Here is a 26,709-nt window from a genome sequence, read left to right as displayed (position 1 = left end):
AGGGAATCGGTGTCATGGTCTTGCGAATCATCATTTGCGTGTCTGTCGGTCTGATCGGGCTGGTGGGTCTCTTTTTGGCCGCCAGAAGCGACGAGAGCGCGCTCTACGAGGCTGGCCTGATCATGGCTCTCTTCTCGGTTTTTTTCATCTTCTGGCAGATCAAACGCGGCTACGACGGGGAGTCGGGCAAGACCGAACGGATACCCCAAGACAACTGAAGCCGAGAGAAATCGGCCGGGGTTGGCCCCTTAGTTACTCGGACGTCGAGCTTGCTGGGACTGCCGGAAAGGTCAAAGCCTCGACCTTGTTGCCGTCAAGATCGAAGATGAAGGCACCGAAGTAGTCCGTCAGGGCTGCCTGCCGCTTGCCCGGCGCACCGGCGTCCGTTCCGCCCGCCGCCAGCGCGGCCTGATGGAAAGCCAGGACCGCTTCACGCGAGCGGGCCCGCAGGCCGACGTGATGGCCGCTGTCGGGCGGCAAAGGCTTCAGGCGGGGTCGTGCGTTCAGCCAGAACTCGGGATAGCGTTTACCGAAGCCGACGGTGCTTTCGCGCTCGACCAGCAAGGTCATGCCGAGCGGTGCCAGGACCTTTTCATAGAAAGCCCGACTCGCCTCCAGGTCGGCGACGGGAACGGAGATGTGGTCGATCACCGCGTCCTCCTTTGAGGCTGGATGGGCCGAATCCGAAGAGGCAGGGATAGAAGCCGCGACGCTGGGGAGCGTCAAGCCGCTCCGGCGACATCAGTCCAGCGCGAAGACCAGGCACTTCAGGTAGTCGCTTTCCGGCAGCAGGGGGTGTACCGGATGATCCGGTGCCGCCGCCGCGCGGCGCAGGATCCGGGCCGGGCGTTCGGCGTCTGCCAGCCCGCGCGCGCATTGCTCGGCGAAGGCCTCCGGTCCGACGTGGTGAGAGCAGGAGCAGAGAACCAGGTAACCGCCGGGTGCGACGAGCGCCGCGGCGAGCTTGGTCAGTTTTCGGTAGCCGCGCAGAGCCTGCGGTAGATCCTTCTTGGACTTGGCGAAGGCCGGCGGATCGCAGATCACCAGATCGAAGCGTTCCTTGGCGGCCGCAAGCGCCGGAAGTTCGCGGAAGACGTCGCTTCGGCGCGTGGCGATCCGGGACGCCACGCCGTTCAGACCGGCGGCCGCTTCAACCAGCGACAGGGCGCCGTCCGAGCGGTCGAGGGCGGTCACCGAGTCGGCGCCGGCCCGCGCGGCCTGGATCGCGAAACCGCCGGAATAGCTGTAGGCGTCGAGCACACGGGCGCCGGGCGCCAGCTGCGCGACCCAGCGACGGTTGTCTCGCTGGTCGTAGAACCACCCGGTCTTCTGGCCGCGCAGCGGGTCCGCGAGAAAGCGGGTCCCATGCTCCAGCAGCTCGATCGGGGCGTTCTCGTCCCGCTCGCCGCTTTCGCCGAGGACCCGCGTCTCCTGGTTCAGGCTCTCCAGTTTGCGCGCCGGGGTATCGTTGCGCAGAATCACCCTGCGTGGCCGCAGCAGCGTCTCCACCGCCTCGATCAAAGGGGCTTCCAAGGCCTGCATGCCCGCCGTGTTGCTCTGCAGGACGACCGTGTCGCCGAAGCGATCGATGACGAGGCCGGGCAGGCCGTCAGCTTCGGCATGGCAAAGCCGGTAGTGGGGGCTCTCGATCAGCGTCTCGCGGAGTTTCGCGGCGCGCTGCAGACGTTCGAATAGGAAGCCAGCGTCGATCCTGGTTTCGGGATCGCGCGCCAGAACTCGGGCCGCGATCAAGGTGTGGCGATTGAAGCTTGCGACGCCGAGCGGTCGACCGTTGTGGGTTTCAAGACGCACCAGGGCACCCAGTTCGAGTGCCTTGGCTTCGGACGTCATCTCCAGCTCGTTGGAGAAGACCCAAGGGTGACCGCGCAGAAGGCGCCGCTCCGCTTTCGGCTTCAGGCGAAGGGCCGGGCGCTGCCCCGCCGGCTCAGGGTTGGACATTGGCAGGCAGGGCTACACCTTCACGGCGGCGGTCGGCTCCGCCCTCCAGACTCCCGTCCTGCAGCACGAAAATGCCGTGCAGCCCGCTGGTCATCTCGGTTTCCCGAACGACATGCCCGAGGGCTTCCAACGCCGCCCTGGCCGAAGCCGCCGCCGTCGCGGACTCCAGGTCCGTCTGGCCGTTCCGGTTGACCGCGTGCGGCAGGTCGATGGCCGCCTGGACACTCAGGTCGTGATCCAGGATTCCGGTCAGGGCGCGCACGACGTAGCCGATAATCCGGCTTCCGCCGGGCGAGCCGATAGCCAGGCGCAAGGTGCCGCCCTCGTCGAACACCAGGGTCGGCGACATGGAACTGCGCGGGCGTTTCCCCGGTTCGACCCTGTTGGCAACGGGGCGCCCGTCGACCTCGGGCACGAAAGCGAAGTCGGTCAGCTGATTGTTGAGCAGAAATCCGCGCACCATCAGGCGCGACCCGAAGGCGTTCTCGACCGAACTGGTCATGGAGACCGCCCGACCATCGGCGTCGATCACGCTGAGATGGGTGGTCGAGGGCGGCTCTACCTGAACCCAGGTTCCGTTGCGCAGCTCCAGGCCCGGTTGGGCTTCCGGCAAGGCGCGTTGCGGGTCGATCAGCTCACTTCGGCTGGCGAGGTAGTCCGGGTCGAGCAGGCTGTCGAGCGGAACCTCCACGAAATCGGAATCCGCCAAGAAGGCGTTCCGGTCTGCGAAGGCCAGCTTTCCGGCTTCAGCCAGCAGATGCAGGGTTTGCGGGTCTGTCGGATCGGTCGCACCCAGGTCGTGCGGCTCCAGCAGGCCCAACATCTGTAAGACCGCCGTGCCGCCTGAGGTGGGGGGAGGCATGCCGCAAACCTCCCACTCGCGATAGGGACCGCAGAGCGGTGCCCGCCGGACGGCTTGGTAGGCAGCCAGATCGGCTTGGGTCATCCGTCCCGGATTGATTGTGGCATTGCGCACCGCCGCGACGATGTCGGCGGCCACTTCACCTTCGTAGAAGGCCGAGGTCCCTTCCGCCGCAATTCGGCGCAGGGTCTCGGCATAGGCCGGGTTCCGGAGGACGGTACCGACCGGGCGCGGCCTGCCCGCCGGCGTATAGAAGTAGGATGCGGCAGCCGGGAACTTGGGAAGCAGCCTGTCCCGTGCGATCAAGGCATGCAGCCGCGGCGAGACGAGAAAGCCGTTCTCGGCCAGCGCGATCGCCGGTTCGAAGAGCCGCGCCCAGGCGAGCGTGCCATGCTCGCTATGGGACAGTTCAAGCATCTTCAGGACGCCCGGTACGCCAACGGACAGACCGCCCGGGACAGCGTCCCAGAATCCCAGCGGTTCTCCCTCGGCCGTCATGAACTGATCCCCCGTGGCAGCCAGGGGCGCGGTCTCGCGACCGTCGTAGGCATGGGTCTGGCCGCTTGCCGGATCATGGTGCAGCAGAAAGGCGCCGCCGCCGATGCCTGAGGACTGCGGTTCGACCAGCCCCAGCACCAGCTGGGCCGCAATGGCCGCATCGACGGCACTGCCCCCGGCCTCCAGCATGGCGACGCCGGCACGCGTGGCGTGGGGGTTGGCAGCGGAGACCATGGCTCGTGTCGGAGCACCGGCGAGAGGCCCCTCGACCGCCGGCGTCGTCGTGTCCTGTGCCATGGAAGCGGGCGCCGCGAGACCAAGGGCCGCGGCGCATAGCAGTGCGCTGCTGAGCCGGCGGCCTATTGCGCGCAGCGACGCACGGCTCGGAGCGCACCCGAAAGTTGGGGATGACTGAGAGAGCATGGACTCCGGAAGCGAGCTATGACGATGGGACTGCATGTTGCCAACAATCTGGCGATGACGCTGGCAGTCTAGCGACTAGGTAGCTTGCGGCATAGGCAAGCTTTTGGAGCTCGCGGACTTTTGCGCCATCGGCTTCTGCAGTGCGAAGCAGTGGGGCGCGTGGCCGCGATGCTGCAGCATGTCTATCAGCCATTGGCGGCGGGCGCGCTCGATGCCGTCGGGCAGCACGGTGTGGATCGCCGCGCAGCGGTGGCCCGCGGCGAGGCCTTCCAGCGCGCGTGCCAGGGCATCGGCGATGCGGTCGCGTTCGAAGAAGTCGAAGGCGATGAAATGTTCGGCCACCAACACCGGTCCGTGGAGAAGATCGCGCTGAAGCCGATAAGCCACCAGCCCGGCGATGTAACCGCGCTCGTCCTCGGCGATTAGAATACCGCCGGGCAGAATACCGCCGGGGGCGGTCGTGGTATCGGTCCCGCGGGACAGGAGAGGTTGCGCGAAAGCCTGCCACTCCTCCAGGCTGACGTTCGGCGCGATGGCTTGGATCAGCGGGAAGGCCTGATTGACCCGGTCGGTTGTCAGTGACATGACCGTCACGTTTCTCGCGGGCGACGAAGGGTCCACGGGCGTGAGGCTCTGATTGCGAGTTATGGGATCGGGGCAGCGCATGACCGCATCCTGGGGCGTGCTGCGCGGCAGCCGCCTTGATCTGCGTCAACGCCTGGGTTTCCGGCCCCTGGCCGGCACAATATCCAGGTTTTTCAAATGGTTATAACTGTTTTGATACGAACGAATTTTCATGTATAAACACGCCGATTCGGTCGGTAGCTGTTGAATTGTCCGGTCGGATGCGTCAAGTTCTTACGACACCGTTTCTTGTGACACCATGCGATACCGGATCGGGACGCAGCGCAGAACCATGTCGCCCTTCGACGTCACTCGTATCCGCGAACTGGGTCCGGCAACGGCCGCCGAGCAGGATGATGTGGCGTCCGGCCCTTCGCCCTGCGGTGCCTGTTCGGTACGTCATCTCACTTTCTGTGCGCCTATGGCCGAGGACGAGCTCGGGCATGTCGCCAAGATCGTCAGTACGGTCGAATTGCATCCGAGCGATCCTCTCTTCGACGAGGGCGAGCCGGCCGACAACGTCTATAGCGTGACCGCCGGCGCCGTGAAGGTCTACAAGCTGCTGCCCGATGGGCGTCGGCAGGTGATCGGGTTCCTCTTTTCCGGCGATTTCATGGGCTTGGCGCACAACAGCCTCTATGCCTACAGCGCCGAGGCGATCACCCATTCGGCCGTTTGCAAGTTCCCGCGCAAGAAGCTTGAGCAGTTGCTTGAGCGTTTTCCGAAGATGGAGCGCCGGCTGCTCGGTATGGCCAGTCACGAACTCGCCGTGGCACAGGAACAGATGCTCCTGCTCGGGCGAAAGACGGCCAAGGAAAAGATCGCGAGCTTCCTGTTGATGCTCTCGAAAAGGTCGGAACAGCGTGGGCAAAGCCCCAACCCGATCGCGGTGCCCATGAGCCGGACCGATATCGGCGACTACCTCGGTCTGACGACCGAGACCGTTAGCCGGACTTTCACGCAGCTGAAGACAAGCAATCTGATCTCCCTGCTGCCGGCCAACAAGGTCGAGTTGACCAGCATCGACACCCTGCGCGAGATCGCCGAAGGCGCCTAAGTCTCAGGGCATCGAGCTGCAGGTCCGAGCGGCTTGTCCCCCTTCGCCCCCGGCTTGCACGTTGCCTTTCCTGCACCCGGCAAGCTATTGCTCCCAAGCCACGACTGATACCCCACGTCGCGCCTCCAGCTGCTCGCAGGGCGACAGCTTAGTGCGGAGCTTAGTCAAACCGTGTCGACGACCCCTGCCGAAACCCAGCGGATCGCAGCCGCCAAGCGTCTGACCGTCCCGGAGATCGCCGGACGCAAGGGAACCGCTCCCCTCGTCTGCTTGACTGCCTACAGCGCCCCCATGGCGCGCTTGCTCGACGCTCACGTCGATGTGCTGCTGGTCGGCGATTCCTTGGGGATGGTGCTCTACGGTGCAGACTCGACGCTGGCGGTCACGTTGGAGACGATGATCGCCCACGGACGCGCCGTCGCGCAGGCGAGCCGGCGTGCCTGCGTGGTCGTGGACCTGCCCTTTGCCAGCTACCAGGAAAGCCCGCAGCTCGCCTTCCGCAGTGCGGCCCGTGTGCTTGCCGAGACGGGTGCCGCCGCCGTCAAGTTGGAAGGCGGAGAGGAGATGGCGGAGACCGTCGGCTTTCTGACCAAACGCGGTATCCCCGTGATGGGGCACGTCGGCCTTACGCCCCAGGCGGTCAATGCGCTCGGCGGGTTCCGTGCGCGCGGACGCGACGCTTCGGAAGCCGAGAAGGTACTTGCGGACGCGCGTGCCGTGGCGCAGGCCGGCGCCTTCTCTCTGGTGATCGAGGGGACCTTGGAGAGCGTGGCGCAGGAGGTCACCCGGGCCGTTTCGATTCCCACCATCGGTATCGGAGCGGCGGCGGAGTGCGATGGCCAGATCCTGGTGACGGAAGACCTGCTCGGCCTGTCCGGGTCCCGGGTCCCCCGCTTCGTGAAGCGCTACGCGGATCTCGCTCCCCTTATCGAGGAAGCCGCGGAACGCTACGCCGGAGAGGTGCGCAGTCGCGCCTTTCCAGGGCCGGATCAGCTCTACCGGAAACGCGGTGCATGAGCGGGTCCGCCGTGTCCCTGCCGATTTTGAGGAGCGTCAAAGACCTGCGCTCGGCAACGCGCCCCTGGCGCCGGGCCGGCGAGAGCATCGGCCTGATCCCGACGATGGGCGCCCTCCACGCCGGTCATCTCGCGCTGCTGCGGCAAGCGATTGTCGACTGCGACCGCGCCGTGGCGACGATCTTCGTGAACCCCAAGCAGTTCGACCGTAAGGAAGACCTTAGCCGTTACCCGCGCGACGAAGGGCGGGATGCAAGGCTGCTGGCGGAGCAAGGCTGCGATCTGCTATTCGCACCTCAGGTCGAGGATATGTACCCCTCCGGCTTCGCTTCGACGGTCGCGGTGACCGGCGTGAGCGACGTCCTAGAAGGGCTCTATCGCCCGGGTCACTTCAACGGGGTCACCACGGTCGTGTGCAAGCTGCTTCTGCAGTCGCTGCCCGACCGTGCCTACTTCGGGGAAAAGGACTACCAGCAGCTGACGGTCGTGCGGCAGATGGTGCGCGACCTGGACATTCCGGTCGAGATCGTGCCGGTGGAAACCGTGCGAGAGCCCGACGGGCTCGCCCTCTCCTCCCGCAACGTCAACCTGACAGACTCCCAGCGGGCGGTGGCGCCGCTGCTCCATCGCGTGATGACGGAAATCGCCGAGGAACTCGCGGACGGCCATACGCCGGCGTCGCTGTTGCTGCCCGAGGGACAGCAACGCCTCGGCTCCGCCGGCTTCACCAAGATCGACTATCTGGCCCTGCATGCCGCCGACGACCTGATGCCGCTTCGGCAGGTGGACCGGCCTGCCCGCCTGCTCGCCGCGGCTTGGCTCGGCACGACGCGCTTGATCGACAATATCGCTGTCGAGCGGCGCTGAGGCCCGATTCTGCTCTATCTGCTGCGGGCGATCGGGGGCACTTCCTGCATCTCGCTGTCCCAGGGAAAGAGGATCCAGGTGTCCTGGCTCACTTCGGTAACAAAGGTATCGACCGTCGGACGACCCTCGGGCTTGGCGTAGACCGTGGCGAAGTGGGCCTTGGGCAGCAGCTCCCGCACCGCGCGGGCCGTCGCGCCGGTGTCGACCAGATCGTCGACGATGACCCATCCCGTTCCGTCGCCGTCGATCGACTTCAGGACCTGAATCTCGCCCTTCGCGCGATCGTCGTAGGACGCGATGCAAAGCGTATCGACCAGACGCAGTTCCAGTTCGCGCGCAACGATCGTCGCCGGCACCATGCCCCCTCGTGCCACCGCGATCACCCCCTTGAAGGGACCGGTCCGGTCGGACTTGTCCATCAACCGCCAGGCCAGTGCCTTGGCATCGCGATGAAGCTCCCACCAGGACACCGGAAAAGTTCGACCCGTCATTCCGCTCTCATAACTCCCAACCCTTGTTCCCCAGCGGTCTAGCCGAGGGCGAGGCGACTGACAACGCCTATGGGGACTTGGGAGGCGCGCACGACCGAAGGATGGCTCTCATTCTTATCTCGTGTCATGCCGTGCAGGGGCGACGACAGCCCGCTCAGGTGGTCGTTTCGGGCAAAAGCTGCAGCTGAACGCCGTCGATTTTCCAGCCGCCGTTCGGCTGCATCTCCATGAAATAGAGCGCGCGTGCGCCGCGGCCGTCGGGTCCGACGAGGAAAATACCCTGAACGGCGCGATCTTCTGCGAAATCCAGATCCTCGAACTCCACGCTGCGTGGCCGATAGACCTGCGGATAGCCGGTTTGAACCATCTGCATGAAGACCTCGGCACTCCGGAACCTCCGCTGGATCGAGGGCGAGGCGTAGGAAAAGGCCTCGGCACCGTCGTCTCGCCGGAAGGCCTCGAGCTGGCTTTCGATGACCAGCCGGATTGCGGCGGCTGAAGCGACGGTCGACTCGGCCTGCGCCGGGCCCGGGCCAGGTGCAAACCCGCCGGCTGTCATCAGGATCGCTAAAACGAAGACGGCGAAGCGGCTAGGCATGAAGCTGTGTCCCCAATCTTTCTTCATGTCCTTCCATGCCTCGCAGAGTGGAGGCTTGAAAGGTTATGGAGAACGATGGGGCGTTCCGCGGCGAAGACCAGTGCCGCCGGGCATAAAGCTAACAGCCGTTCACAAGGCTACCGAAGGTAGACGTGAACCTCGTTGATCGCCGCCGCCGGATTGGTGGCCGCCGAGATCGATACGCGGTCGGCCGGTAGCCCCATCTCGGTCAGGGAGCGGACCACCGCCTCGGCGTTCCGGACCGAGCGGCCGCTGGCCAGGGCTACCTGACCCTGCGCGCCGGAGCCGGCCGCCACGGACACGACGTCGAATCCCGCGTTCGGCCGTGCCGACAGGGCCTGGTTGACGGCGCCGTAGAGGGCCGGTTCGTATTCGACGCTCGGCTGGTCGAAGCGAATCACGACGAGCGGCTGCGTTCGCCCGACAAGGCCGGCGCCGCCGCCGACGGGGGGCGGTGCGGCAATCCCGAAGGACCGGTTGCCCAGGCTGCCGGCGAAGAACTCGCCGTTGCGGATCGCCACGGACAGGGCCGTTAGCTCGGACCGTTCATAGGCGAGATAGGCGGTCTGGCGTTGCACGTCCTCCGTCAGTTCGGTCAGCAGGCGCTCGATCAGGACCACGGTCTGATTGGTTTCGTCCTCCAGAATCGCGAGCTGGCGATGGTCTTCGTCGACGGCGCCCTGCAGGCCGTAGGTCGCGCGCACGGAGTCGAGCAGAAACGTCGAAAGCGAGGCGGTGGCGCCGGTGTTGGCGGCTAGGGCGTTCATGTTGTTGATGGAGGTCGCGACCTGCGACAGCTCGAGTTGCGACTGGTTCCAAAGCTGCACGAGATCCGGATTGCCGGGGGTCGTGCCGGTCTGCAGGCGTGCGTTGATGGTGCTGACCATCGTGTTGTAGTCGCGCGCCGTGTCCCGCGCGTCGCCCCGGTACTCCTGGAGCAGGCGGTTCTCCTCGCCAACCTGGGTCTGCAGACGCTGCAGATCGGTCCGCAAAGCCTGCACCTTTTCGCCGACGGCGGTGCCGGTTGGCTGTCCCGGCGTCACCCCGGTTGGTTCGAAGACGCCCGTGTTGAGCTGCAATGGCCCGCCCGCCGGGGTTTGCTGCTGGACGGTCTGCGCGCTGCCTCCGGGCTCGGTCGCCTCAAGCGAAGGCCACAGATCCGACTCGTCAGCCGAACATCCAGTCAGAATCGTAATAGCGACGGCGACGGCGGTCAGGCCTGTAACGCGCTTCATTTGATCATCTCATGCTGTTGCAAGACTCGGCAAAGAACTGCCTGGCCGAGACCCAGGTTTTCCCTAAGGGTAAACAAAACCAATGCCGAATCCCCCAAAACCGGCGCCGCGATGGTACTTGAGCAGTCACAAGGGGACAAGCGGATTTGCCCGCATTTCGGTGGACTTGTCGAGCGCCCTTCTGCACTTGCGTTAACCAAGCCTTATTTGGCTGCGGAAATATGAAAAGGTGGTTTAAGTCCAAGCCCGAGACGGCGGAAAAACAGGGTCGGGACTGCCTCTTGCACCCCCGATTCGATTCGCCTATGTTCCGCGCCTTCGCGACGGAGGGCGCGCAACGGCGTCGTTTCCCTTTGTTCGACAAGCGCCCGTAGCTCAACTGGATAGAGCACCTGACTACGGATCAGGAGGTTGGGAGTTCGAATCTTCCCGGGCGCGCCATTCTTTCTGAAATTGCTAGACGGAATAGACGGAGCCGGGGGCGACGTCTGCTAATCACGAGTGTGTCGTTTTCTTTTTTCCGAGTTCCGTCTTCTGGCGGGTCGTCTTTATTCAAGCGGACGATCGCATCGGCATCGGGCGCATCCGCATCAGGCATCAAACGTCGTCTAAAGTCGCCTTTGCTATCGAACTAATGTCCCTGCGTTGCGTTTTCTCGGCGTGGTCCCGGCATGATCAGCGATCGGCGCGGGCGGGAACGCCCAATTTCAGCCGCCTTTTTCGATCCGGTTCGCATCGCCTGCCATATCGGATACGCTAAAATGAGGATAAAGTACGCTTAGTCCGCGTAGGACTTGGTTCAAGCCGATCAACAGGTGATTTACCGCTCCGCAATGCCGCTCAGCAGTTCCAGTACTTCAAGTAACAGCCGTCCCCAGCCCGACTTGCACGCAACCAACCGTGCCTTACTCAACTATTGGCTCTCGAAGAAACGCGACGGCGATCTGCCCACAGAGGCGGCAATCGATCCGACAGAGATCCCGCAACTCCTTAGAGACTTGATCGTCTACGAGCGGATCGAGCCGGAGCACTTCCGGGTCCGTATCGTCGGTCAGCGTGTCGTCATGCGGATCGGCGTCGATCCGACAGGCGCGAACATCTTCGAAGTCTTTCCCGAACGCTTCAAGGCCGGCGTCATGGTCGCAATGAACCGCGTCCTGGACGAACCCTGTGCTCAGCTCACGACCGTGCGGGATCGTTTCCCGTCAGGCCGCGAAGGCTTGGTCGAGGTTCTGCGTCTGCCCCTGTCGGACGAGAGCGGTCGGCCGCGCCATATCATCTCCTCGACCGCCGAGCTACAGCCCCCGCTTGGCGAAGTCACGCAGGAAGCGCCGACGCTGCTCGCCGAGCCGGTCACTACTCTGTTTCTTCCCCTGGCCTCCCTGCAAGCCGGATAAGGCCGGCGCGCCCTGGCACGTAGACGCGCGGACAAATCCAGGGGCGGGACGGTTCATTGGGCAGACCGATGGCTGCCATTGGCGAAATCAAGTTCCCCAAGGCTCCTCCTTTACCTAGATGTCGCAACGGCGCGTTCCCGCGTAAAGCGATCACAAGGAGGATAGACGATGGCTGCAACGCCCATCACCGTTGCCCACGGCGACGGTATCGGCCCGGAGATCATGGATGCGAGCTTGCGTATCCTCCAAGCAGCCGGAGCGGAGCTCGACATCGAGACGGTCGAGATCGGTGAAGCGGTCTACAACCGAGGCAATACGGCCGGTATCGAAGCCAGCGTCTGGGACTCGCTGCGCCGCACCCGTGTCTTCTACAAAGCCCCGATCACCACGCCCCAGGGCGGCGGCTTCAAGAGTCTGAACGTCACCGTACGCAAATCCCTCGGGCTGTTCGCCAATGTCCGCCCCTGCGTCTCCTACCATCCCTTCGTGGAAACCAAGCACCCGAACATGGATGTCGTGGTGGTGCGGGAAAACGAGGAAGATCTCTACGCCGGGATCGAGCACCGCCAGACCGACGAGGTCGTGCAGTGCCTTAAGCTGATCTCGCGCCCGGGTTCCGAGCGGATCGCGCGCTATGCCTTCGAATACGCCCGCGCGAACGGCCGCAAGAAGGTCACCTGCTTCACCAAAGACAACATCATGAAGCTGACGGACGGCCTGTTCCACAAGGTCTTCGACGAAGTGGCCGCCGACTATCCCGAGATCGAGAATGAGCATTGGATCATCGATATCGGCGCCGCGAAGCTGGCCGATACGCCGGGTGCTTTCGATGTCGTCGTCATGCCGAACCTCTACGGCGATGTTCTCTCGGACGTCGGCGCTCAGATCGCCGGTTCCGTCGGTCTCGCGGGGTCCGCCAACATCGGTGAACACTGTGCGATGTTCGAGGCGATCCACGGCTCGGCGCCGCGCCGGGCCGGCCAGGATGTCGCCAACCCCTCGGGCCTGTTGCTGGGCGGTGTCATGATGCTGGTTCACATCGGTCAGGCAGCGGCGGCCGAACAGGTTCACAATGCCTGGCTGCGCACCCTCGAAGAGGGTATCCACACCTACGACATCTTCGCGGAGGGGGTCAGCCGGCAGAAGGTTGGGACGAGCGCCTTCGCCGACGCGGTGATCGCCCGCCTGGGCCAGAAACCCGAAACGCTGCCGGCCGTGTCCTACAACAAGGACGGCAAGGGCATCGCCGTGCCGCCGGCGGTGCGCTCCGCGCCGAAGGCTAAGCAGACCGTCGGCGTGGATCTCTTCGTCCATTGGGCCGAGGGCGGCCCGCAGCAGCTTGCCGACAAGGTCCAGCCCCTGGGCGGGAACGGTCTGAAGCTCTCCATGATCACCAACCGGGGCGTCAAGGTCTGGCCCGAAGGCCTGCCGGAGACCTTCTGCACCGACCATTGGCGCTGCCGTTTCCTGGCCGAAACCGACGGAGCGGCGGTCGATCACGGTCAGATCGCGGCTCTGCAGGTCCGTGCTGCGGAGTCGGGTGTCGATTTCATCAAGACCGAGCACCTCTGCACCTTCGACGGCGAGCCCGGTTTCTCACTCGGCCAAGGCCAATAGCCGAAGCCAGTCGGCGCGGCAGGGCGGACAGGCCCTGCCTCGAAAGAAAAACGGGCGGCGCTATTTGGCGCCGCCCGTTGTTTTCACCGTCCCAGCCGCCGCTCTACCAGTTGCCGCTGTTCTCCATCGAGTTCCAGGGTTCCTGGGCCGGCAGCGCTTGGCCGCGCTGCAGCAGCTCGATCGAGATGCCGTCCGGCGAGCGGACGAAGGCCATGCGGCCGTCGCGCGGCGGACGGTTGATGGTGACGCCGCCGTCCATCAGGCGCTGGCAGACCGCGTAGATATCGTCGACCCGGTAGGCGAGGTGCCCGAAGTTGCGCCCGCCGTCGTAGTCCTCCGGATCCCAGTTGTGGGTCAGTTCGACCATGGGCGCGCGCTGGGGCGACTTCGCGCGCTCGACGTCCTCCGGCGCGGCGAGAAAGATCAGCGTGAAGCGGCCCTTCTCGTTGTCCATCCGCTCGACCTCGACCAGGCCCAGCTTGTTGCAGAAGAAGTCCAGCGAGGCCTCGACGTCGCTGACCCGAACCATGGAATGCAGGTATTGCATGGGCGATCTCTCCGTATGTTCTTGCTGTCGTATCGCGGTGACCGTTCGTCGTCCGCCATCAGGTGGCGAAAGGGCTGGGTGCGATCAAGTCGCTGCCTTTGATCAGCCCGTCGTTGCCGCAGACTGCCGCCCTTCGGGATCGCGAGCCGAAAGCTCGGCCGAGATCTCGGTCTTCTCTTCCGCCGTCAGGAGGGACCAGTCGGTGATCTCGCCGACCGACCGGCGGCAACCCACGCAGAGGTTGGTGACCGCGTCGATCTTGCAGATGGACACGCAGGGACTGGCGATGGAGTCATCTATCAGGTTGCGGCCTTCGCTCTTCAGCAGGAGGCGCCGGCGGCGGCGCTCTTCGGTGGTGAGGGAAAGCGGCATGAGGTTCCGGGGTCCGTGAGAAAAGACGCCGCAGCATATAGGCGTGTTTCGCGTCGCAGAAAGATCCGGCAACGCCTATGATCCCCGCGCTTTCAGCTGCTCGCCGACCCGCGCGCAGCGCCACTCGAAGCGAGACCGGTCGCCCGGCATGCAGAGCCTTCAAGTGATTCGTCGTGCCCGCCTCGTCTCGGGTCTGATCCTTTTCGCCTACGTGCTGACGCACCTGATTAACCACATGGCCGGCTTGATCTCGCTCGAGGCCATGCAGAACGTCCTGACCGTGCAGGGCTTCGTCTGGAACGGGCCGGTCGGACTGCTTCTGCTCTACGGCGCTTTCACTGTGCATGCCGGTCTGGCGGTCTGGGCGCTCTACGCCCGCCGCGACTTCCGCATGCGGCCGGGCGAGACCTGGCAGCTTCTGCTGGGCCTCGCCATTCCGCCGCTTCTGGTCCTGCATATCGCCGGCACGCGGGGGATCGAGACCTTTCTGGATACAGAGGTCGGCTATCCGCCGATCCTCCTGATTTACTTCGTGTTCTCGCCGGAGAACGGCCTTCGGCAGCTGTTTGTCACGCTCGTGGTCTGGCTGCACGGCTGCCTCGGCCTCTATCTCTGGCTTCGCTTCAAGCCCTGGTTCCCGCGCTGGCGTAGCGGTCTCTTCGCCGCCGCCTTGCTGGTGCCCACTTTGTCGTTGGCCGGCACCTGGATGGCCGGTCAGTGGGCTCACTATCTCTACGAGCAGCGGGAGCTGCCCTTTACCGACGCCCTGGTGGCGCAGATTGCCGATCCGCAGAAGGGCGCCTTCATCGGGTCGGTGGAACGCGGTGTCTGGCTGGGATATGGCGCCTTGCTGCTGGCTGCGCTTACCGCGCGCCGCGGGCGGCGGTTCCTGGAGCATCGACGCGGCGTCGTGATCCTGACCTACCCGGACGGGCGGCGCGTACGGGTGCCTCAGGGCTTGACGATCCTGGAGGCCAGCCGCAGTGCCGGAATTCCTCATGCCTCGCTGTGCGGCGGGCGCGGGCGCTGCTCGACCTGCCGGGTTCGGATAGGCAAGGGTCTCTCCTCCCTGCCGCCGGCCGATGCTGCCGAGGCGAAGGTGCTCCGACGGGTCGGGGCCGCACCGAACGTCCGGCTCGCCTGCCAGACCCGTCCGACCCACGATCTGGACGTGCAGCCCTTGCTGCCGCCTCAGGTCACGGCCCGCGATGCCAGGGCGCGGCCGGGCTACCTGCAGGGCGAGGAGCGGGAGGTCGTGGTGCTCTTCGCGGATCTGCGTGGCTTCACGCGCCTGTCCGAGACTCGGCTGCCCTTCGACGTGGTCTTTCTGCTGAACCGCTACTTTCGCACCACTGGGGAGGCGGTGGAGCGGGCCGGCGGCCGGGTGGACAAGTTCATCGGCGACGGTGTGATGGCGCTCTTCGGCGTCCAGCCGACGCTGTCCGACAACGGTCGACAGGCCGCGCGCAATGCTTTGCAGGCGGCGCACCTGATGGCCGAAGGACTGCAGGAGGTGGAGCGGGCGCTCGCCGGGGACCAGCCCGAGCCCCTGCGGATCGGGATCGGCATCCATATCGGCCCGGCGATCGTCGGAGAGATGGGTTGGGGGGAGGCCATCTCCCTGACCGCCGTCGGAGACACCGTCAACACCGCCAGCCGCCTGGAACAGGCGACCAAGGACTTCGGCGCCCAACTGGTCGTGTCCGCCGCCCTGGCGGAACGTGCCGGCCTGCCTGCCGAAGGCGCCGAGCATCGCCAGATCGAGCTGCGCGGACGCAACGCGCCTCTGGACGTCCTGGTCTTCGCCGACGCCCGCGCGATCAAGCTGGCGACGGTAGACGCGTAACTCAACGTCGTTCGGCGGTGAGATGCCAGTGCCAGTGGCCGGGTTTGCCGTGGTCGTTCTGGGTCAGGGCCAGGTCGAAGCTGGAGGCCGCGAAAGGACTTGAACATAAGATTCCCCTCCCTCTCGCGAAGCGGCGGTGGACGCAGGAGGAAGGGCGTTTGGTGCGAGGCCTCCCGCGGTCCGAACGGCAGAGAGGTCAGGCTAGGACGGCTTGATGTCGCGCTGGTGTAACCGCAGGGTCACTTAGGCAAAGCGACCGTGACGCTTCGGCGACAGGGTCTGTGGATCGTTTCTTCAGGCCGTGCCGCCGACGGTGATCGCGGAGACCAGCAGGGAGGGCTGACCAACGCCGACCGGTACGCCCTGCCCGTCCTTACCGCAGGTGCCGATGCCCGGATCCAGCGCCATGTCGTTACCGATCATGGTCACCTTCTTCATGGTTTCGGGACCGTTGCCGATCAGGGTGGCGCCCTTGACGGCCGGGCCGATCTTGCCGTCTTCGATCAGATAGGCCTCGGTGCAGGAGAAGGTGAATTTGCCGCTGGTGATGTCCACCTGACCGCCGCCGAAGGAGACGGCGAAGAGGCCCTTCTTCACGCCGGCAAGCATCTCGGCCGGATCGGCCTCGCCGCCCAGCATGACGGTGTTGGTCATGCGCGGCATGGGGATGTGGGCGTAGGACTGGCGCCGACCGTTGCCCGTTGGCTTCATGTCCATCAGGCGCGCGTTCTGCCGGTCCTGCATGTAGCCGACCAGCTTGCCGTCCTCGATCAGTACGGTGCGCTCGGTCGGCGTGCCTTCGTCGTCGACGGTCAGGGACCCGCGCCGGTCCGGCAGGGTGCCGTCGTCGATTACCGTAACTCCGGGCGCCGCCACCTGCTCGCCCATCAGGCCGGCGAAGGCGCTGGTCTTCTTGCGATTGAAGTCGCCTTCCAAGCCGTGGCCGACCGCTTCGTGCAGCAGAATGCCGGGCCAACCGGGGCCCAGCAGCACCGGCATCTCGCCGGCCGGCGCGTCGACGGACCCGAGATTGATCTCGGCCTGACGCAGGGCCTCGTCCGCCGCCGCCTGCCAGGTGGCGGTCTCGATCAGCCCGTCGTAGCCGACCCGGCCGCCGCTGCCGTAGGAGCCGGCCTCCATACGGCCGTCCTGTTCCAGAACGACCGAGACGTTGAGGCGGACGAGCGGGCGGATGTCGGCCCGGCGCTCCCCGCCGGCACGCAGGATCTGTACCGCCTGCCAGGAGCCGGCGAGCGAGACGGTGGCTTGACGGACGCGGGGATCCTTGTCCCGCACATAGGCGTCGATCTCGCTCAGCAGCTTGACCTTGGCCTCGAAGGCCAGGGCGTTCAGCGGGTTGTCGGGGGTATAGAGCTGCCGGTTCGTGTTGCTGGGGGCGTCGGCCATCGTGCCGCCGTGACCGCTCTGTACCGCCTTCACGGTCTCGCCTGCCCGCTGGACCGCCGCCTCGCTTAACTCGCTGGCGTGAGCATAACCTGCCGCCTCGCCGGAGACGGCCCGCAGGCCGAAGCCCTGATCGGTGTCGAAGCTGGCCGATTTCAGCCGACCGTCGTCGAAGGCCAGGGATTCGGACTGGCGGTACTCGAGGAAGAGTTCGCCGTCGTCGGCCTTGCCCAAGGCGTCGTCCACGATCCCTTCCAGTTTCGCCCGGTCCAGCCCGGCACGCGCATAAAACAGTTCGTCGGTATCGGCGAGGTGGGTCATGGCGAACTCGTCTCCGCGGCGGCTTGGTGGGGTGCGATCCCGATAGGGCGTTTCAGTTCTCGTCCCGATAATGTAGAGGCTAGGGGGCGCGAATTCAGGGGGGCAGGTCGCAGGGTCCGACTTACGTTGCGCGCGAAGGGGACTTGAGAGGGGGATTTGCGGTTCATGCCCATGGGCCTGACCGAGCACGAGTTACGCAACGAGTTGACGCGCGAGGTGCATGCGCGTCCCTTCGCGCATCTGCAGCCAAGCGAGCGCGTCACCCATATCGCCTTGCACAGCGGCGAGAGCGGTGTCGCCGAGGAGCGGGCCCTGGTGGCCAACCTCTGTCAGCGCTACGGCAAGCCGCCGCCCGGCGACACGGCCAATTTCCATATGGTCGATCTCGGCCCCTTTCGCCTGCGCTGGGAGCGGCATACCGAGTTCTCGACCTACGCCTTTTATGCGCGGGAGGCGCCGCCGCTGAAGGACGACGGCAAGGTTGCGCATTTCGCGCATCCGGTGATCGAGCGGGTGCCCCGGGACTGGTTGGAGCAAATGCAGGGCCGGATGCTGGTGGGGGTCCATGTCGAGCTGGAGGCCCGCGATGCCCCGCCGCTCCAGGAGGATCCCGATAGAATCGGCCAGCTGATGGGGGTCGACAACTATGCAGGGTCCGCCATGTCCGGCGGTGCGGCCAGAACCTGGATGAATTTCTGGATCGGCGATGATGGCTTCGGCCGGGTTCTGGTTCGGGATGTCGGCCTGGGGCCGCGCCAGGCCGGGCGACTGGTGCAGCGGCTCTGCGAGATCGAGACCTATCGCATGATGGCCCTACTGGCCTTGCCGCTTGCGCGGCAGCATAGCGGCGAACTCTCCCGTCTGGGCGAGCGGTTGCGCGGCAGTCTGGAGGAGATGGCGGACTGCGACCGCTTGGAAGACGAACAGCGGCTGCTGCGCGACCTGACGGAGGTTTCCGCTGGAATCGAGCGGATCGCCGCGGCGACCAGCTATCGCTTCTCGGCGGCGCGCGCTTACCACGCGCTGGTACAGCGCCGCATACAGGAGCTGCGCGAGCAGCGGATCGAAGGGTTTCAAACCGTTCAAGAATTCATGGACCGCCGTTTGACGCCTGCAATCCGGACCTGCGAATCGACCCAGGATCGCCTGGACGTCCTGTCGCGTCGGGTGGCCCGCGCCGGGCAGCTGTTGCGCACCCGGGTCGACGTGACCCTGGAGGCGCAGAATCGGGATCTGCTCGAGTCCATGAACCGTCGGGCGAAGCTGCAGCTTCGTCTTCAGGAGACGGTCGAGGGGCTCTCGATCGCCGCGGTCAGCTACTACCTCGTCAGTCTCGTCGGCTACCTCGCCAAGGGCAGCAAGTCTTTCGGCTTGCCGCTGTCCTCCGATCAGATCACTGCGCTGTCGATTCCGGTCGTCGTTCTGCTGATCTGGCTGGGGGTGCGCCGGGTCAAACGCTCGCTCCGGAGCGAGCGCGGCGGAGAGGATCGTGCGGGCGGCCGCGGCAAGTGACGAAAGGCGAATCTCTCAGCCATCCCAATAGTTTGCGTCAAATTGCCGCAATCGAATATCAATAAATGTCAGCAGTGGCCGCCAGGAACGATGGCATGCAAACGATCTCAGGGGCCGCTGGCCGATCCTGGCGGTACTATGCCGCAGAGCTGCTGACTTGTTGCATTAAGGTCCCTGGTTTAGGTTCTGGCTGACTTCAAGCGAAGCCCGTTCGCCGTCGCCTGCGGACAGAACGGCTAGGGCGAAAGCGAGATGGACTGTACCGAGGGTCGCGCGGCAGGCCCCGGATAAGCGGAAACATTAGGGTCGAGACAGCGAATATGATGAAGCTGATGAGCAAGACCGGCGCGTTTTTCGCCGTGATCGCGGGCCTCCTGGCCAGCGGCACAGCCTGGGCTCAGGAAACGCTGATGGGGCAGCCGGTGCCAGGTGGGATCGGTCTGCAAGCCGGTGTTACGCCGATCAAGGAGCAGATCCACGACTTCCACAATCTGCTGCTGGTCATCATCACGCTGATCTGCCTTTTCGTGCTTGCCCTGCTGGTTTACGTGATGCGGCGCTTCCGCGCCTCCGCCAACCCGACGCCCTCGAAGACCTCCCACAACACCATGGTGGAGGTGATCTGGACGGCGGTGCCGGTGATGATCCTCGTGATCATCGCGATCCCCTCGATGAAGCTGCTCTACGCTCAGGACGTCATTCCCGAGGCCGACATGACGATCAAGGCCATCGGCAAGCAGTGGTACTGGACCTACGAATATCCCGACCACGGCAACTTCGTCTTCGACGCCTTCATGCTGCGGGACGATGAAGCCGCAGAGCAGGATCTGCCCCGCCTGCTGGCGACCGACCGGTCGGTTGTGATCCCCGTCGACACGACCGTGCGCATCCTGGTCACCGCCGGCGATGTGCTGCACTCCTTCGCCGTGCCCTCCTTCGGCGTGAAGATCGACGCCGTCCCGGGCCGGCTGAACGAGACCTGGGTGCATGTGACGGAAGAAGGCACCTACTACGGACAGTGTTCGGAGCTCTGTGGCACCGGGCATTCCTACATGCCGATCATGGTGGAAGTGGTCTCGCAAGAGGCTTTCGAGGCTTGGATAACCGAGCAGCAGGCCGCGCTGCTGCCGGAGCCGGGCGGCAAGCAGGTGGCCCAGGCGGCCGCCACCCGTTAAACACCGCCCGACAACCGCATAAGAACGACTGGCTCGTCAGCAACCGACGGCTGAAGGATAGATCATGGCTTACAGCGACACGCACGCCCACGGCGATCATCACGATCACAAGCCGGGTTTCTTCGTTCGGTGGTTCTTCTCCACCAACCACAAGGACATCGGCACCCTCTATCTGATCTTCTCGGTGATCGCCGGTCTGATCGGCGGCGTTCTCTCTCTGCTGATGCGGATGGAGCTGCAGGAGCCAGGCGTTCAGATCTTCAACTTCATGTCGGCCGACCCCGGCCAGATGTGGAACGTGATCATCACGGCGCACGGCCTGATCATGGTCTTCTTCGTGGTCATGCCAGCCCTGATCGGCGGGTTCGGAAACTGGTTCGTGCCCTTGATGATCGGCGCGCCGGACATGGCTTTCCCGCGCATGAACAACATCAGCTTCTGGCTGATCGTGCCGGCCTTCTTCCTGTTGCTCGGCTCGGCCTTCGTCGGGACCGGTGCGGGGACCGGCTGGACGATCTACCCGCCGCTGTCGGGATCGCTCGGGCATTCCGGACCCTCGGTCGACATGGCGATCTTCGCGCTCCACCTTGCGGGCGCCAGTTCCATCCTGGGTGCCATCAACTTCATCACCACGATCTTCAACATGCGCGCGCCGGGCATGACCCTGCACCGCATGCCGCTGTTCGTCTGGGCGATGCTGGTGACGGCTTTCCTGCTGCTGTTGGCCGTGCCGGTGCTCGGCGGCGCCATCACGATGCTGCTGACCGACCGCAACTTCGGGACCAACTTCTTCAACCCTGAGGGCGGCGGCGATCCGATCCTGTTCCAGCACCTCTTCTGGTTCTTCGGTCACCCCGAGGTCTACATCATGATCCTGCCGGCCTTCGGCATCATCAGCCATGTGGTCTCGACCTTCTCGAAGAAGCCGGTGTTCGGATACCTGGGCATGGCCTACGCCATGGTGGCCATCGGCGTGGTCGGCTTCGTCGTCTGGGCGCACCACATGTTCACCGTCGGCCTGGACGTGAACACCAAGGCCTACTTCACCATTGCGACGCTGATCATCGCGGTGCCTACGGGCATCAAGATTTTCAGCTGGATCGCGACCATGTGGGGCGGCTCGATCGAGTTCAAGACGCCGATGCTCTGGGCGATCGGCTTCATCTTCCTCTTCACGCTGGGCGGCGTGACAGGCGTGGTCCTGGCCAATGCCGGCATCGATACGGTGCTGCACGACACCTACTACGTGGTGGCGCACTTCCACTACGTCCTCAGCCTGGGCGCCGTCTTCGGAATCTTCTGCGGTATCTACTACTGGCTCGGCAAGATGAGCGGCCGGACCTACCCGGAATGGGCTGGCAAGCTGCACTTCTGGACCACCTTCGTCGGCGTGAACCTGATCTTCTTCCCGCAGCACTTCCTCGGGCTGCAGGGCATGCCGCGCCGCTACATCGACTATCCCGATGCCTTCGCGCTCTGGAACTACGTGTCTTCGATCGGTTCCTACATCGCCTTCGGCTCGACCTTGTTCTTCGTCGGCTTGATGATCTGGGTGCTGACCAGCGGCCGCAAGGTCGGTGAAAACTACTGGGGCGAAGGCGCAACGACCCTGGAGTGGACCGTGTCCTCTCCGCCGCCGTTCCACACCTTCGAGACCCTGCCGCGCATCAAGTAGGCGCGGTCGTTACCCGAGGCCCTGACCGCCCGCCTCCGTGTCGTACGGGGGCGGGCGGTGGCCGCAAAGGCGCCCGGGCAGAGGCGTCACCTTGGACGAGCGATTGACGAGTTGGCCGGTACAGAGTTCAGGATCGTGAGCGACAGCGTCTACCCTTCGAGTGTTTCCGCCGCATCGCGCTCCGGCCAGCTGGCCCGCGAGCAGGTCCAGGACTACTGGGACCTGCTGAAGCCGCGCGTCATGACCCTGGTGGTGTTCAGCGGTATCGCGGGCTTGGTCGTCGCCCCTGGCAGCCTGCACCCGGTGTTGGCGGCCGTCGCGGTCCTTTGCATCGCAGTCTCGGCCGGCGCGGCGGGCGCCATCAACATGTGGTACGACCGCGACATCGATGCGGTGATGGCCCGCACCAAGCGTCGCCCGATTCCGACCGGCCGTGTCGAGGCGTCTGAAGCACTCGCCTTCGGCATCGTTCTGACCATCTTCTCGGTCATGGTGATGGGGCTCGCGGTCAACTGGACCGCAGCCGCTCTCTTGGCGTTGGCCACGCTCTTCTACGTCTTCGTCTATACGATCTGGCTGAAGCGCCGCACGCCTCAGAACATCGTGATTGGCGGTGCCGCCGGCGCCTTCCCGCCAATGATTGGCTGGGCCGCCGTGACCGGAACGGTCGATCCCGGCTCGATCTTGCTGTTCATGCTGATTTTCATGTGGACCCCGCCGCACTTCTGGGCGCTCTCGCTCTACCGCTGCGACGACTACGCCAAGGTCGGCGTTCCGATGTTGCCAGTCGTCGCCGGAAAGGCCGCCACCAAGCGCCAGATGCTGCTCTACACTCTACTGCTGTTGCCGCTAGCGCCCCTGCCGGCAGTCATGGGGCTGACCGGCTGGCTCTACGGTGCGGCGGCGATCCTGCTGGGTCTGGCCTTCGTCGGCCACGCGGTGAGAGTCCTGCGGGCATCGGACGCGGACGGGGCCGACCACAAGGCGGCCAAGCAGATGTTCAAGTTTTCGCTCACCTACCTCTTCGGGCTGTTTGGGCTGATGATGCTCGACAAGGCCCCGGGTCTGATCCCCGGGCTGGCTGCCCTGGTCGGTCTGGGAGGGTGAGCGCCATGACGGAGGACCGCCGCCGGCCCGGCGACAGCGACGTGCATCGTCAGAAGCGCGCCAAGAACCTGGCCCTGATGGGGGCCCTGTTGGCTTTCATCGTCCTCGTCTACATTGTCGCAATCGTCAGAATGGGCGCCTAGGAGACTCGAATGAGCGAGACGCACCGGACCGGAACGAAAAATGCCAAGGTGGCCGTTGCCTTGGTCAGCGTCGTTTTCGGCATGGTCGGCCTGTCTTTTGCCGCCGTGCCGCTCTACGACCTCTTCTGCCGTGTGACTGGCTTCGGCGGAACGACCCAGGTTGCGGAGGCCATGCCGGAAGAGATGGGCGCGCGCCAGGTCACAGTGCGCTTCGACGCACTGGTCGACGAGAAGCTGCCTTGGGACTTCGGACCGGAGGAGCGCTCGGTCACTCTGGTGCCCGGCGAACCCGGTCTGGTCTTCTACACCGCCGAGAACACTGCCGAGATGCCGACTGTCGGAACGGCGGTCTTCAACGTCACCCCCGCGAAGGCAGGGCGCTACTTCCACAAGGTTCAGTGCTTCTGCTTCGAGGAGCAGGAACTGGCGCAGGGCGAGGCCACCCGTATGGGTGTCAGCTTCTACGTGGACCCGGCGATCGAGGAAGATCCGGCGACCGCCGACGTTACGACCATCACGCTGTCCTACACCTTCTTCCGCGACCTTGAAGACTGGGAGCGACAGCTTGAGGAGGAAGAACGGTTGAGCCATTCAGCGCCAGCTGCGGCTTCGGAGCCCGCCTTGGCTGCGCAACAGGCGGCTCTGCCGCACCAGTAGGGATCCGGCGGCGTTCGGATCGGGAACGAGAAACGACCTGCGGCCGAGGCCGCCGCGACGACCAAACAAGCTGGCTGCGAGCCGGCGGTAAGCCGAGAGGCGGAAGAATGAGCGATCACGCGAAGCCGAACCATCCTTATCACCTGGTGGATCCAAGCCCTTGGCCGCTGATCGGTGCCCTGTCGGGCGGCGTTCTGGCGCTTGGCTTGGTGCTCTTCATGCACGACATCACCTTCTGGCTGCTGCCGATCGGCTTCGTGATGGTGATCATCACGATGATCGGCTGGTGGCGCGAGGTCGTCGACGAGGCCACCTTCCAGAAAGTACATACGCCGGTCGTGCAGCTCGGTTTGCGATACGGCATGCTGCTGTTCATCGCCTCCGAAGTGATGTTCTTCGCCGCGTTCTTCTGGGCCTACTTCGACCCGGCGCTCTTCCCCGACGAGGCGAAGCAGGTGGCGCGGACCGAGGCGCTGGGCGGTGTCTGGCCGCCGGAAGGGACCGTGACCTTCAATCCCTTCACCCTGCCCTTCATGAACACCCTAATCTTGCTGCTGTCGGGCTGTACGGTGACCTGGGCGCATCACGCACTGCGCGAAGGCGATCGCAGTGGAATGCTGCAGGGCCTGGGTCTGACCGTCGTGCTGGGGCTGCTTTTCACGTCCCTGCAGATCTACGAGTACACCCACGCGCCCTTCGGTTTCGCCGACGACGTCTATACCAGCGCCTTCTTCATGGCGACCGGGTTTCACGGGTTCCACGTGATCGTCGGCACGCTGTTCCTGGGCGTCTGCTGGTTCCGCGCCTACAAGGGCCATTTCACCAAGGATCACCACTTTGGTTTCGAGGCGGCAGCCTGGTACTGGCACTTCGTCGACGTGGTCTGGCTCTTCCTGTTCGTCGCCATCTACTGGTGGGGTGCTGGACCCGAGCTGCTTTAGCGGAGGGCCATAGCCGGCCGCCGAAAGGGGGGCGGCTGGAGCGGGGTCTGCGGCGAGCTTCTGACGGTGGGTCAGCGGTCCAGGCGGTGCAATAGACAGGCATGTCTCAGAACTCCCAGCCCGTAAAGACCGGCCAGTCTCGGTTTCGGCCCAAGCTGTTGCCGAGCCTGCTGACCCTTTTGATGGTCGCGGTGCTGATCGGTCTCGGCGCTTGGCAGCTCGAACGCCTGGAGTGGAAGACCGCGCTGATTGCCGATCTTCAGCAGCGTTCCACGGCGGCCCCGATCACTTTGGACGCAGCGCTGGCCAGTCCACAGACCTCCGAGTACAGGCCTGTCCGAGTTACCGGGCGATGGCTGCACGACCGCGAGATGCCCCTACTAGCGCGGACCTATCGCGGCGAACCCGGTCTGCACGTCGTGACGCCCCTGGCTCTTTCCGACGGTCGACGTCTTCTAGTCAACCGGGGCTGGGCGCCGCTCTCCGCCCAGGATCCAGCTCTGCGGTCCGAGGGCTCGCCGGAGGGCATCGTGACGCTTGTCGGCTTGGCACGGCTCGGCGGCTGGGACGGCCGGGAGTTCCTGCGGCCGGAGAACGATCCTTCCCAGAACACTTGGCTCTGGATGGACCTGCCGCTCATGGCCGAAGCCGCCGGCCTATCCCAACCAGTGACCGAACTCTACCTGTCGGCCCTCGCCGACCAGCATCCCGGCCGCTATCCGATAGGCGGGCAGACGCGGGTGGAACTGAACAACAATCACCTGCAGTACGCCATCACCTGGTTTACGCTGGCCGCCGCTGCCGTCGTGGTTTTTGTGCTGTCGCAACGCCGTCGTAGCGACAGCGCCTGAACTCGCGCCGCTCTCTCCCCTCAATAGGTCGGCATATCGCTCATGCGGCAGTTTCCGGTCGTGTGAGCGTCCCGGTAGGTGCACATGTTGCTGACGCTGACGACGACATAGCCGTCGCAGGAGGCTAGGCGCGCCCAGGCCTGGTAGCCGCGCACGTGGCTGCCCGCACCCGCGCTAGCGTTTCGGGTCGTGGTGACCTCGATGCTCTGGATGTCGGTCTCGGCGACGCCCATGTCGGCCAGCTTTTCTTGGAAGACATCCATACAGGCTGCTGCAACCGGCGCCGCCGTCAGGCTCAGCGCGAGAAACACCGCAGATGCCAAGATCGCTTGGATCGAGGATTTTCCAGACTCGATTCCGAACATGTCTCCGTCTCCCTTGTAGGCTGATCTGTCCGGTGAAGTTTGCCTGAAGCGGTCAGCGTTCGACAGCTCCGGACAGTCTCTCGGCGATTTCTGAGGGTCCGCACAGGTGGGATCTCCGAGCCGGCGTGCAACCCCGGTCACCCTGTGCGAGCTGTGCCGGCTGGGATCAACAGCGCGGACTTCGTACCGATCCACGTCCCTTCGCCCCTAGGTACTTCTGGGAGCTTACTCAAAAGAAAAAAGGCCCGGGAAGCGGTTCTTCCCGGGCCTCTTCTCAACAGACGTAGATCCGGCCCTATTCGCCGCGCAGGATGGCGAGCAGGTTCAGGATGTGGATGAACATGACGACGAACGCGCCGTAGAGCATGAAGGCGCCGAAGATCGACTTGCGGGTCTGCACCTCGGCACCATCCGCCTCGTAGTACATGTTCTTGATCTGCTGCGTCTCGTAGGCGGTCAGGCCGGCGAAGACCAGAACCACACCGATCGACAAGATGAGCGAAAATCCGGTGGATTGCAGCAGAAAGGCGTTGACCAGCAACGCGATCAGCAGGCCGATCATCGCCATCGTAAAGAACGCGGCCATCGGGCCGAGGTTCTTTTTCGTGGTGTAGCCCACCAGGCTCATGCCCGCGAAGGTGCCGGCCGTGATGAAGAAGGCCTGCGGGATCAGCATCGGGTCGACGGCCAGATAGGCGTAGAACATCGGTCCCAGCAACGCGCCCCAGAGAGCCGCGTAGGCCCAGAAGCAGGCCTGGGCGGCGCCGACGGACTTGGTCATCATCACCTTCGGCGCGAACCAGCCGAGACCCAGAATGCCGATGAAGAGCACCCAGAACAGGCCGCCGGACAGCGCCTGCACCATGGCCGGGTTCATCGCGACCATCATGGCGATGGCGCCCGTGAAGGCGACGCCCAGGGACATGTAGTTGTAGACGCGCAGCATGTAGCTGCGCAGACCCTCGTCGATCTGCGCGACTTCAGCCTGGCTGCGCGTCATATAGCGACGATCGGGGTTCACCATCTGAGTTTCTCTCCGGATCACGTGGTGGCGGTGTAACTCGACGAAAGATATTGGCAATCCTGGTGCCCGAATCAACCGATTCTCGCACGAAAGCTGCTAAAATT

At 64.7% G+C, this 26,709-nt stretch carries 27 protein-coding genes and 1 tRNA gene; 16 read left to right on the top strand and 12 right to left on the bottom strand.

From position 1 onward, the window contains the following. Positions 1–14 precede the first annotated feature (14 nt). Entirely contained in the window at positions 15–218 is a 204-nt protein-coding gene (locus ACO054_RS17090) for a hypothetical protein (protein WP_421707791.1), read from the top strand. Between the two features lie 34 nt (positions 219–252). Here ACO054_RS17090 and ACO054_RS17085 read toward each other — a convergent pair whose 3' ends face one another. From ACO054_RS17085 to ACO054_RS17070, 4 genes are all read right to left on the bottom strand, one after another. Beyond that, entirely contained in the window at positions 253–651 is a 399-nt protein-coding gene (locus ACO054_RS17085; RefSeq protein WP_421707790.1) for a VOC family protein, read from the bottom strand. Between the two features lie 90 nt (positions 652–741). After that, positions 742–1,959, bottom strand: coding sequence for a class I SAM-dependent rRNA methyltransferase (locus ACO054_RS17080; RefSeq protein ID WP_421707789.1), 1,218 nt, complete (start codon positions 1,957–1,959; stop codon positions 742–744). After that, positions 1,946–3,616, bottom strand: a complete 1,671-nt coding sequence (gene ggt, locus ACO054_RS17075) for a gamma-glutamyltransferase (protein WP_421707788.1) — start codon at positions 3,614–3,616, stop codon at positions 1,946–1,948. The genes ACO054_RS17080 and ggt overlap by 14 nt, the downstream gene beginning before the upstream one ends. A 201-nt stretch (positions 3,617–3,817) precedes the next feature. Beyond that, positions 3,818–4,327, bottom strand: a complete 510-nt coding sequence (locus ACO054_RS17070; protein WP_421707787.1) for a hypothetical protein — start codon at positions 4,325–4,327, stop codon at positions 3,818–3,820. 331 nt (positions 4,328–4,658) lie between these two features. On the opposite strand from ACO054_RS17070, the gene ACO054_RS17065 reads away from it, so the two are divergent. The 3 genes from ACO054_RS17065 to panC all read left to right on the top strand — a co-directional run bounded on the left by ACO054_RS17065 (position 4,659) and on the right by panC (position 7,306). Beyond that, positions 4,659–5,423 (top strand): cyclic nucleotide-binding domain-containing protein, encoded by a 765-nt coding sequence (locus tag ACO054_RS17065; protein ID WP_421707786.1) that lies wholly within the window; start codon positions 4,659–4,661, stop codon positions 5,421–5,423. Between the two features lie 201 nt (positions 5,424–5,624). Next, the gene (panB, locus tag ACO054_RS17060; protein WP_421710380.1) at positions 5,625–6,440 is read left to right on the top strand and encodes a 3-methyl-2-oxobutanoate hydroxymethyltransferase; all 816 of its coding nucleotides are present in this window, start codon (positions 5,625–5,627) and stop codon (positions 6,438–6,440) included. Continuing rightward, complete coding sequence (gene panC, locus ACO054_RS17055) at positions 6,437–7,306, top strand: pantoate--beta-alanine ligase (RefSeq protein ID WP_421707785.1); 870 nt, start codon at positions 6,437–6,439, stop codon at positions 7,304–7,306. The genes panB and panC overlap by 4 nt, the downstream gene beginning before the upstream one ends. Before the next feature lie 14 nt (positions 7,307–7,320). Here panC and gpt read toward each other — a convergent pair whose 3' ends face one another. The 3 genes from gpt to ACO054_RS17040 all read right to left on the bottom strand — a co-directional run bounded on the left by gpt (position 7,321) and on the right by ACO054_RS17040 (position 9,651). Beyond that, on the bottom strand, positions 7,321–7,797 hold the full coding sequence (gene gpt / locus ACO054_RS17050) for a xanthine phosphoribosyltransferase (protein WP_421707784.1): 477 nt from the start codon (positions 7,795–7,797) through the stop codon (positions 7,321–7,323). Between the two features lie 154 nt (positions 7,798–7,951). Beyond that, the gene (locus tag ACO054_RS17045) at positions 7,952–8,422 is read right to left on the bottom strand and encodes a DUF4864 domain-containing protein (protein WP_421707783.1); all 471 of its coding nucleotides are present in this window, start codon (positions 8,420–8,422) and stop codon (positions 7,952–7,954) included. Positions 8,423–8,532: 110 nt separating this feature from the next. After that, a complete protein-coding gene (locus tag ACO054_RS17040) occupies positions 8,533–9,651 on the bottom strand; it encodes a hypothetical protein (protein WP_421707782.1) in 1,119 nt (372 codons plus the stop codon). A gap of 364 nt (positions 9,652–10,015) precedes the next feature. Here ACO054_RS17040 and ACO054_RS17035 point away from each other — a divergent pair. The 3 genes from ACO054_RS17035 to ACO054_RS17025 all read left to right on the top strand — a co-directional run bounded on the left by ACO054_RS17035 (position 10,016) and on the right by ACO054_RS17025 (position 12,665). Next, positions 10,016–10,092, top strand: a tRNA-Arg gene (locus ACO054_RS17035). A gap of 443 nt (positions 10,093–10,535) precedes the next feature. Continuing rightward, positions 10,536–11,048, top strand: coding sequence for a PAS domain-containing protein (locus ACO054_RS17030; RefSeq protein ID WP_421707781.1), 513 nt, complete (start codon positions 10,536–10,538; stop codon positions 11,046–11,048). Between the two features lie 168 nt (positions 11,049–11,216). Beyond that, complete coding sequence (locus tag ACO054_RS17025; protein WP_421707780.1) at positions 11,217–12,665, top strand: NADP-dependent isocitrate dehydrogenase; 1,449 nt, start codon at positions 11,217–11,219, stop codon at positions 12,663–12,665. Positions 12,666–12,768: 103 nt separating this feature from the next. Here ACO054_RS17025 and ACO054_RS17020 read toward each other — a convergent pair whose 3' ends face one another. Continuing rightward, positions 12,769–13,212 (bottom strand): VOC family protein, encoded by a 444-nt coding sequence (locus ACO054_RS17020; protein WP_421707779.1) that lies wholly within the window; start codon positions 13,210–13,212, stop codon positions 12,769–12,771. A gap of 102 nt (positions 13,213–13,314) precedes the next feature. Further along, positions 13,315–13,584, bottom strand: coding sequence for a DUF1289 domain-containing protein (locus tag ACO054_RS17015; RefSeq protein WP_421707778.1), 270 nt, complete (start codon positions 13,582–13,584; stop codon positions 13,315–13,317). Between the two features lie 148 nt (positions 13,585–13,732). On the opposite strand from ACO054_RS17015, the gene ACO054_RS17010 reads away from it, so the two are divergent. Continuing rightward, on the top strand, positions 13,733–15,430 hold the full coding sequence (locus ACO054_RS17010; protein ID WP_421707777.1) for an adenylate/guanylate cyclase domain-containing protein: 1,698 nt from the start codon (positions 13,733–13,735) through the stop codon (positions 15,428–15,430). A gap of 294 nt (positions 15,431–15,724) precedes the next feature. Here ACO054_RS17010 and tldD read toward each other — a convergent pair whose 3' ends face one another. Next, entirely contained in the window at positions 15,725–17,155 is a 1,431-nt protein-coding gene (tldD, locus tag ACO054_RS17005; RefSeq protein WP_421707776.1) for a metalloprotease TldD, read from the bottom strand. A 165-nt stretch (positions 17,156–17,320) separates the two neighbouring features. Here tldD and ACO054_RS17000 point away from each other — a divergent pair, with 165 nt between their 5' ends. The 8 genes from ACO054_RS17000 (at position 17,321) to ACO054_RS16965 (ending at position 25,216) form a co-directional block, all read left to right on the top strand. Beyond that, positions 17,321–18,667: a DUF3422 family protein gene (locus ACO054_RS17000; protein WP_421710379.1), complete on the top strand. Its 1,347-nt coding sequence runs from the start codon at positions 17,321–17,323 to the stop codon at positions 18,665–18,667. Between the two features lie 320 nt (positions 18,668–18,987). Further along, entirely contained in the window at positions 18,988–19,842 is an 855-nt protein-coding gene (gene coxB / locus ACO054_RS16995) for a cytochrome c oxidase subunit II (RefSeq protein WP_421707775.1), read from the top strand. A 64-nt stretch (positions 19,843–19,906) separates the two neighbouring features. Further along, positions 19,907–21,517: a cytochrome c oxidase subunit I gene (ctaD, locus tag ACO054_RS16990; protein ID WP_421707774.1), complete on the top strand. Its 1,611-nt coding sequence runs from the start codon at positions 19,907–19,909 to the stop codon at positions 21,515–21,517. A 135-nt stretch (positions 21,518–21,652) separates the two neighbouring features. Further along, positions 21,653–22,624, top strand: a complete 972-nt coding sequence (locus ACO054_RS16985; protein WP_421707773.1) for a heme o synthase — start codon at positions 21,653–21,655, stop codon at positions 22,622–22,624. 5 nt (positions 22,625–22,629) lie between these two features. Next, on the top strand, positions 22,630–22,767 hold the full coding sequence (locus tag ACO054_RS16980; RefSeq protein ID WP_421707772.1) for a hypothetical protein: 138 nt from the start codon (positions 22,630–22,632) through the stop codon (positions 22,765–22,767). A gap of 9 nt (positions 22,768–22,776) precedes the next feature. After that, the gene (locus ACO054_RS16975) at positions 22,777–23,424 is read left to right on the top strand and encodes a cytochrome c oxidase assembly protein (protein ID WP_421707771.1); all 648 of its coding nucleotides are present in this window, start codon (positions 22,777–22,779) and stop codon (positions 23,422–23,424) included. Between the two features lie 107 nt (positions 23,425–23,531). Continuing rightward, the gene (locus ACO054_RS16970; RefSeq protein WP_421707770.1) at positions 23,532–24,365 is read left to right on the top strand and encodes a cytochrome c oxidase subunit 3; all 834 of its coding nucleotides are present in this window, start codon (positions 23,532–23,534) and stop codon (positions 24,363–24,365) included. Positions 24,366–24,466: 101 nt separating this feature from the next. After that, on the top strand, positions 24,467–25,216 hold the full coding sequence (locus ACO054_RS16965; RefSeq protein WP_421707769.1) for an SURF1 family protein: 750 nt from the start codon (positions 24,467–24,469) through the stop codon (positions 25,214–25,216). A 20-nt stretch (positions 25,217–25,236) separates the two neighbouring features. On the opposite strand, the gene ACO054_RS16960 is transcribed toward ACO054_RS16965, so the two are convergent. Continuing rightward, positions 25,237–25,581: a hypothetical protein gene (locus ACO054_RS16960; RefSeq protein ID WP_421707768.1), complete on the bottom strand. Its 345-nt coding sequence runs from the start codon at positions 25,579–25,581 to the stop codon at positions 25,237–25,239. A 295-nt stretch (positions 25,582–25,876) separates the two neighbouring features. Further along, positions 25,877–26,605 (bottom strand): Bax inhibitor-1/YccA family protein, encoded by a 729-nt coding sequence (locus ACO054_RS16955; protein WP_421707767.1) that lies wholly within the window; start codon positions 26,603–26,605, stop codon positions 25,877–25,879. Between the last annotated feature and the right edge of the window lie 104 nt (positions 26,606–26,709).

Origin of the sequence: Algihabitans sp. (assembly GCF_965226985.1) — a bacterium.
Classification (GTDB): Bacteria; Pseudomonadota; Alphaproteobacteria; order Kiloniellales; family DSM-21159; genus Algihabitans.
Note: the sequence above shows the minus strand (reverse complement) of the source record. Positions and strands in the feature narration are given on the sequence as shown.

Excerpts from the sequence above, each read along its gene's own strand:
- ACO054_RS17090 (WP_421707791.1), top strand. The coding sequence starts at position 15 with ATGGTCTTGCGAATCATCATTTGCGTGTCTGTCGGTCTGATCGGGCTG.
- ACO054_RS17080 (WP_421707789.1), bottom strand. The coding sequence starts at position 1,959 with ATGTCCAACCCTGAGCCGGCGGGGCAGCGCCCGGCCCTTCGCCTGAAG.
- ggt (WP_421707788.1), bottom strand. The coding sequence starts at position 3,616 with ATGGCACAGGACACGACGACGCCGGCGGTCGAGGGGCCTCTCGCCGGT.
- ACO054_RS17070 (WP_421707787.1), bottom strand. The coding sequence starts at position 4,327 with ATGTCACTGACAACCGACCGGGTCAATCAGGCCTTCCCGCTGATCCAA.
- ACO054_RS17065 (WP_421707786.1), top strand. The coding sequence starts at position 4,659 with ATGTCGCCCTTCGACGTCACTCGTATCCGCGAACTGGGTCCGGCAACG.
- panC (WP_421707785.1), top strand. The coding sequence starts at position 6,437 with ATGAGCGGGTCCGCCGTGTCCCTGCCGATTTTGAGGAGCGTCAAAGAC.
- gpt (WP_421707784.1), bottom strand. The coding sequence starts at position 7,797 with ATGACGGGTCGAACTTTTCCGGTGTCCTGGTGGGAGCTTCATCGCGAT.
- ACO054_RS17045 (WP_421707783.1), bottom strand. The coding sequence starts at position 8,422 with ATGAAGAAAGATTGGGGACACAGCTTCATGCCTAGCCGCTTCGCCGTC.
- ACO054_RS17040 (WP_421707782.1), bottom strand. The coding sequence starts at position 9,651 with ATGAAGCGCGTTACAGGCCTGACCGCCGTCGCCGTCGCTATTACGATT.
- ACO054_RS17025 (WP_421707780.1), top strand. The coding sequence starts at position 11,217 with ATGGCTGCAACGCCCATCACCGTTGCCCACGGCGACGGTATCGGCCCG.
- ACO054_RS17020 (WP_421707779.1), bottom strand. The coding sequence starts at position 13,212 with ATGCAATACCTGCATTCCATGGTTCGGGTCAGCGACGTCGAGGCCTCG.
- ACO054_RS17015 (WP_421707778.1), bottom strand. The coding sequence starts at position 13,584 with ATGCCGCTTTCCCTCACCACCGAAGAGCGCCGCCGCCGGCGCCTCCTG.
- ACO054_RS17010 (WP_421707777.1), top strand. The coding sequence starts at position 13,733 with ATGCAGAGCCTTCAAGTGATTCGTCGTGCCCGCCTCGTCTCGGGTCTG.
- tldD (WP_421707776.1), bottom strand. The coding sequence starts at position 17,155 with ATGACCCACCTCGCCGATACCGACGAACTGTTTTATGCGCGTGCCGGG.
- ACO054_RS17000 (WP_421710379.1), top strand. The coding sequence starts at position 17,321 with ATGCCCATGGGCCTGACCGAGCACGAGTTACGCAACGAGTTGACGCGC.
- coxB (WP_421707775.1), top strand. The coding sequence starts at position 18,988 with ATGATGAAGCTGATGAGCAAGACCGGCGCGTTTTTCGCCGTGATCGCG.
- ctaD (WP_421707774.1), top strand. The coding sequence starts at position 19,907 with ATGGCTTACAGCGACACGCACGCCCACGGCGATCATCACGATCACAAG.
- ACO054_RS16980 (WP_421707772.1), top strand. The coding sequence starts at position 22,630 with ATGACGGAGGACCGCCGCCGGCCCGGCGACAGCGACGTGCATCGTCAG.
- ACO054_RS16975 (WP_421707771.1), top strand. The coding sequence starts at position 22,777 with ATGAGCGAGACGCACCGGACCGGAACGAAAAATGCCAAGGTGGCCGTT.
- ACO054_RS16970 (WP_421707770.1), top strand. The coding sequence starts at position 23,532 with ATGAGCGATCACGCGAAGCCGAACCATCCTTATCACCTGGTGGATCCA.
- ACO054_RS16965 (WP_421707769.1), top strand. The coding sequence starts at position 24,467 with ATGTCTCAGAACTCCCAGCCCGTAAAGACCGGCCAGTCTCGGTTTCGG.
- ACO054_RS16960 (WP_421707768.1), bottom strand. The coding sequence starts at position 25,581 with ATGTTCGGAATCGAGTCTGGAAAATCCTCGATCCAAGCGATCTTGGCA.
- ACO054_RS16955 (WP_421707767.1), bottom strand. The coding sequence starts at position 26,605 with ATGGTGAACCCCGATCGTCGCTATATGACGCGCAGCCAGGCTGAAGTC.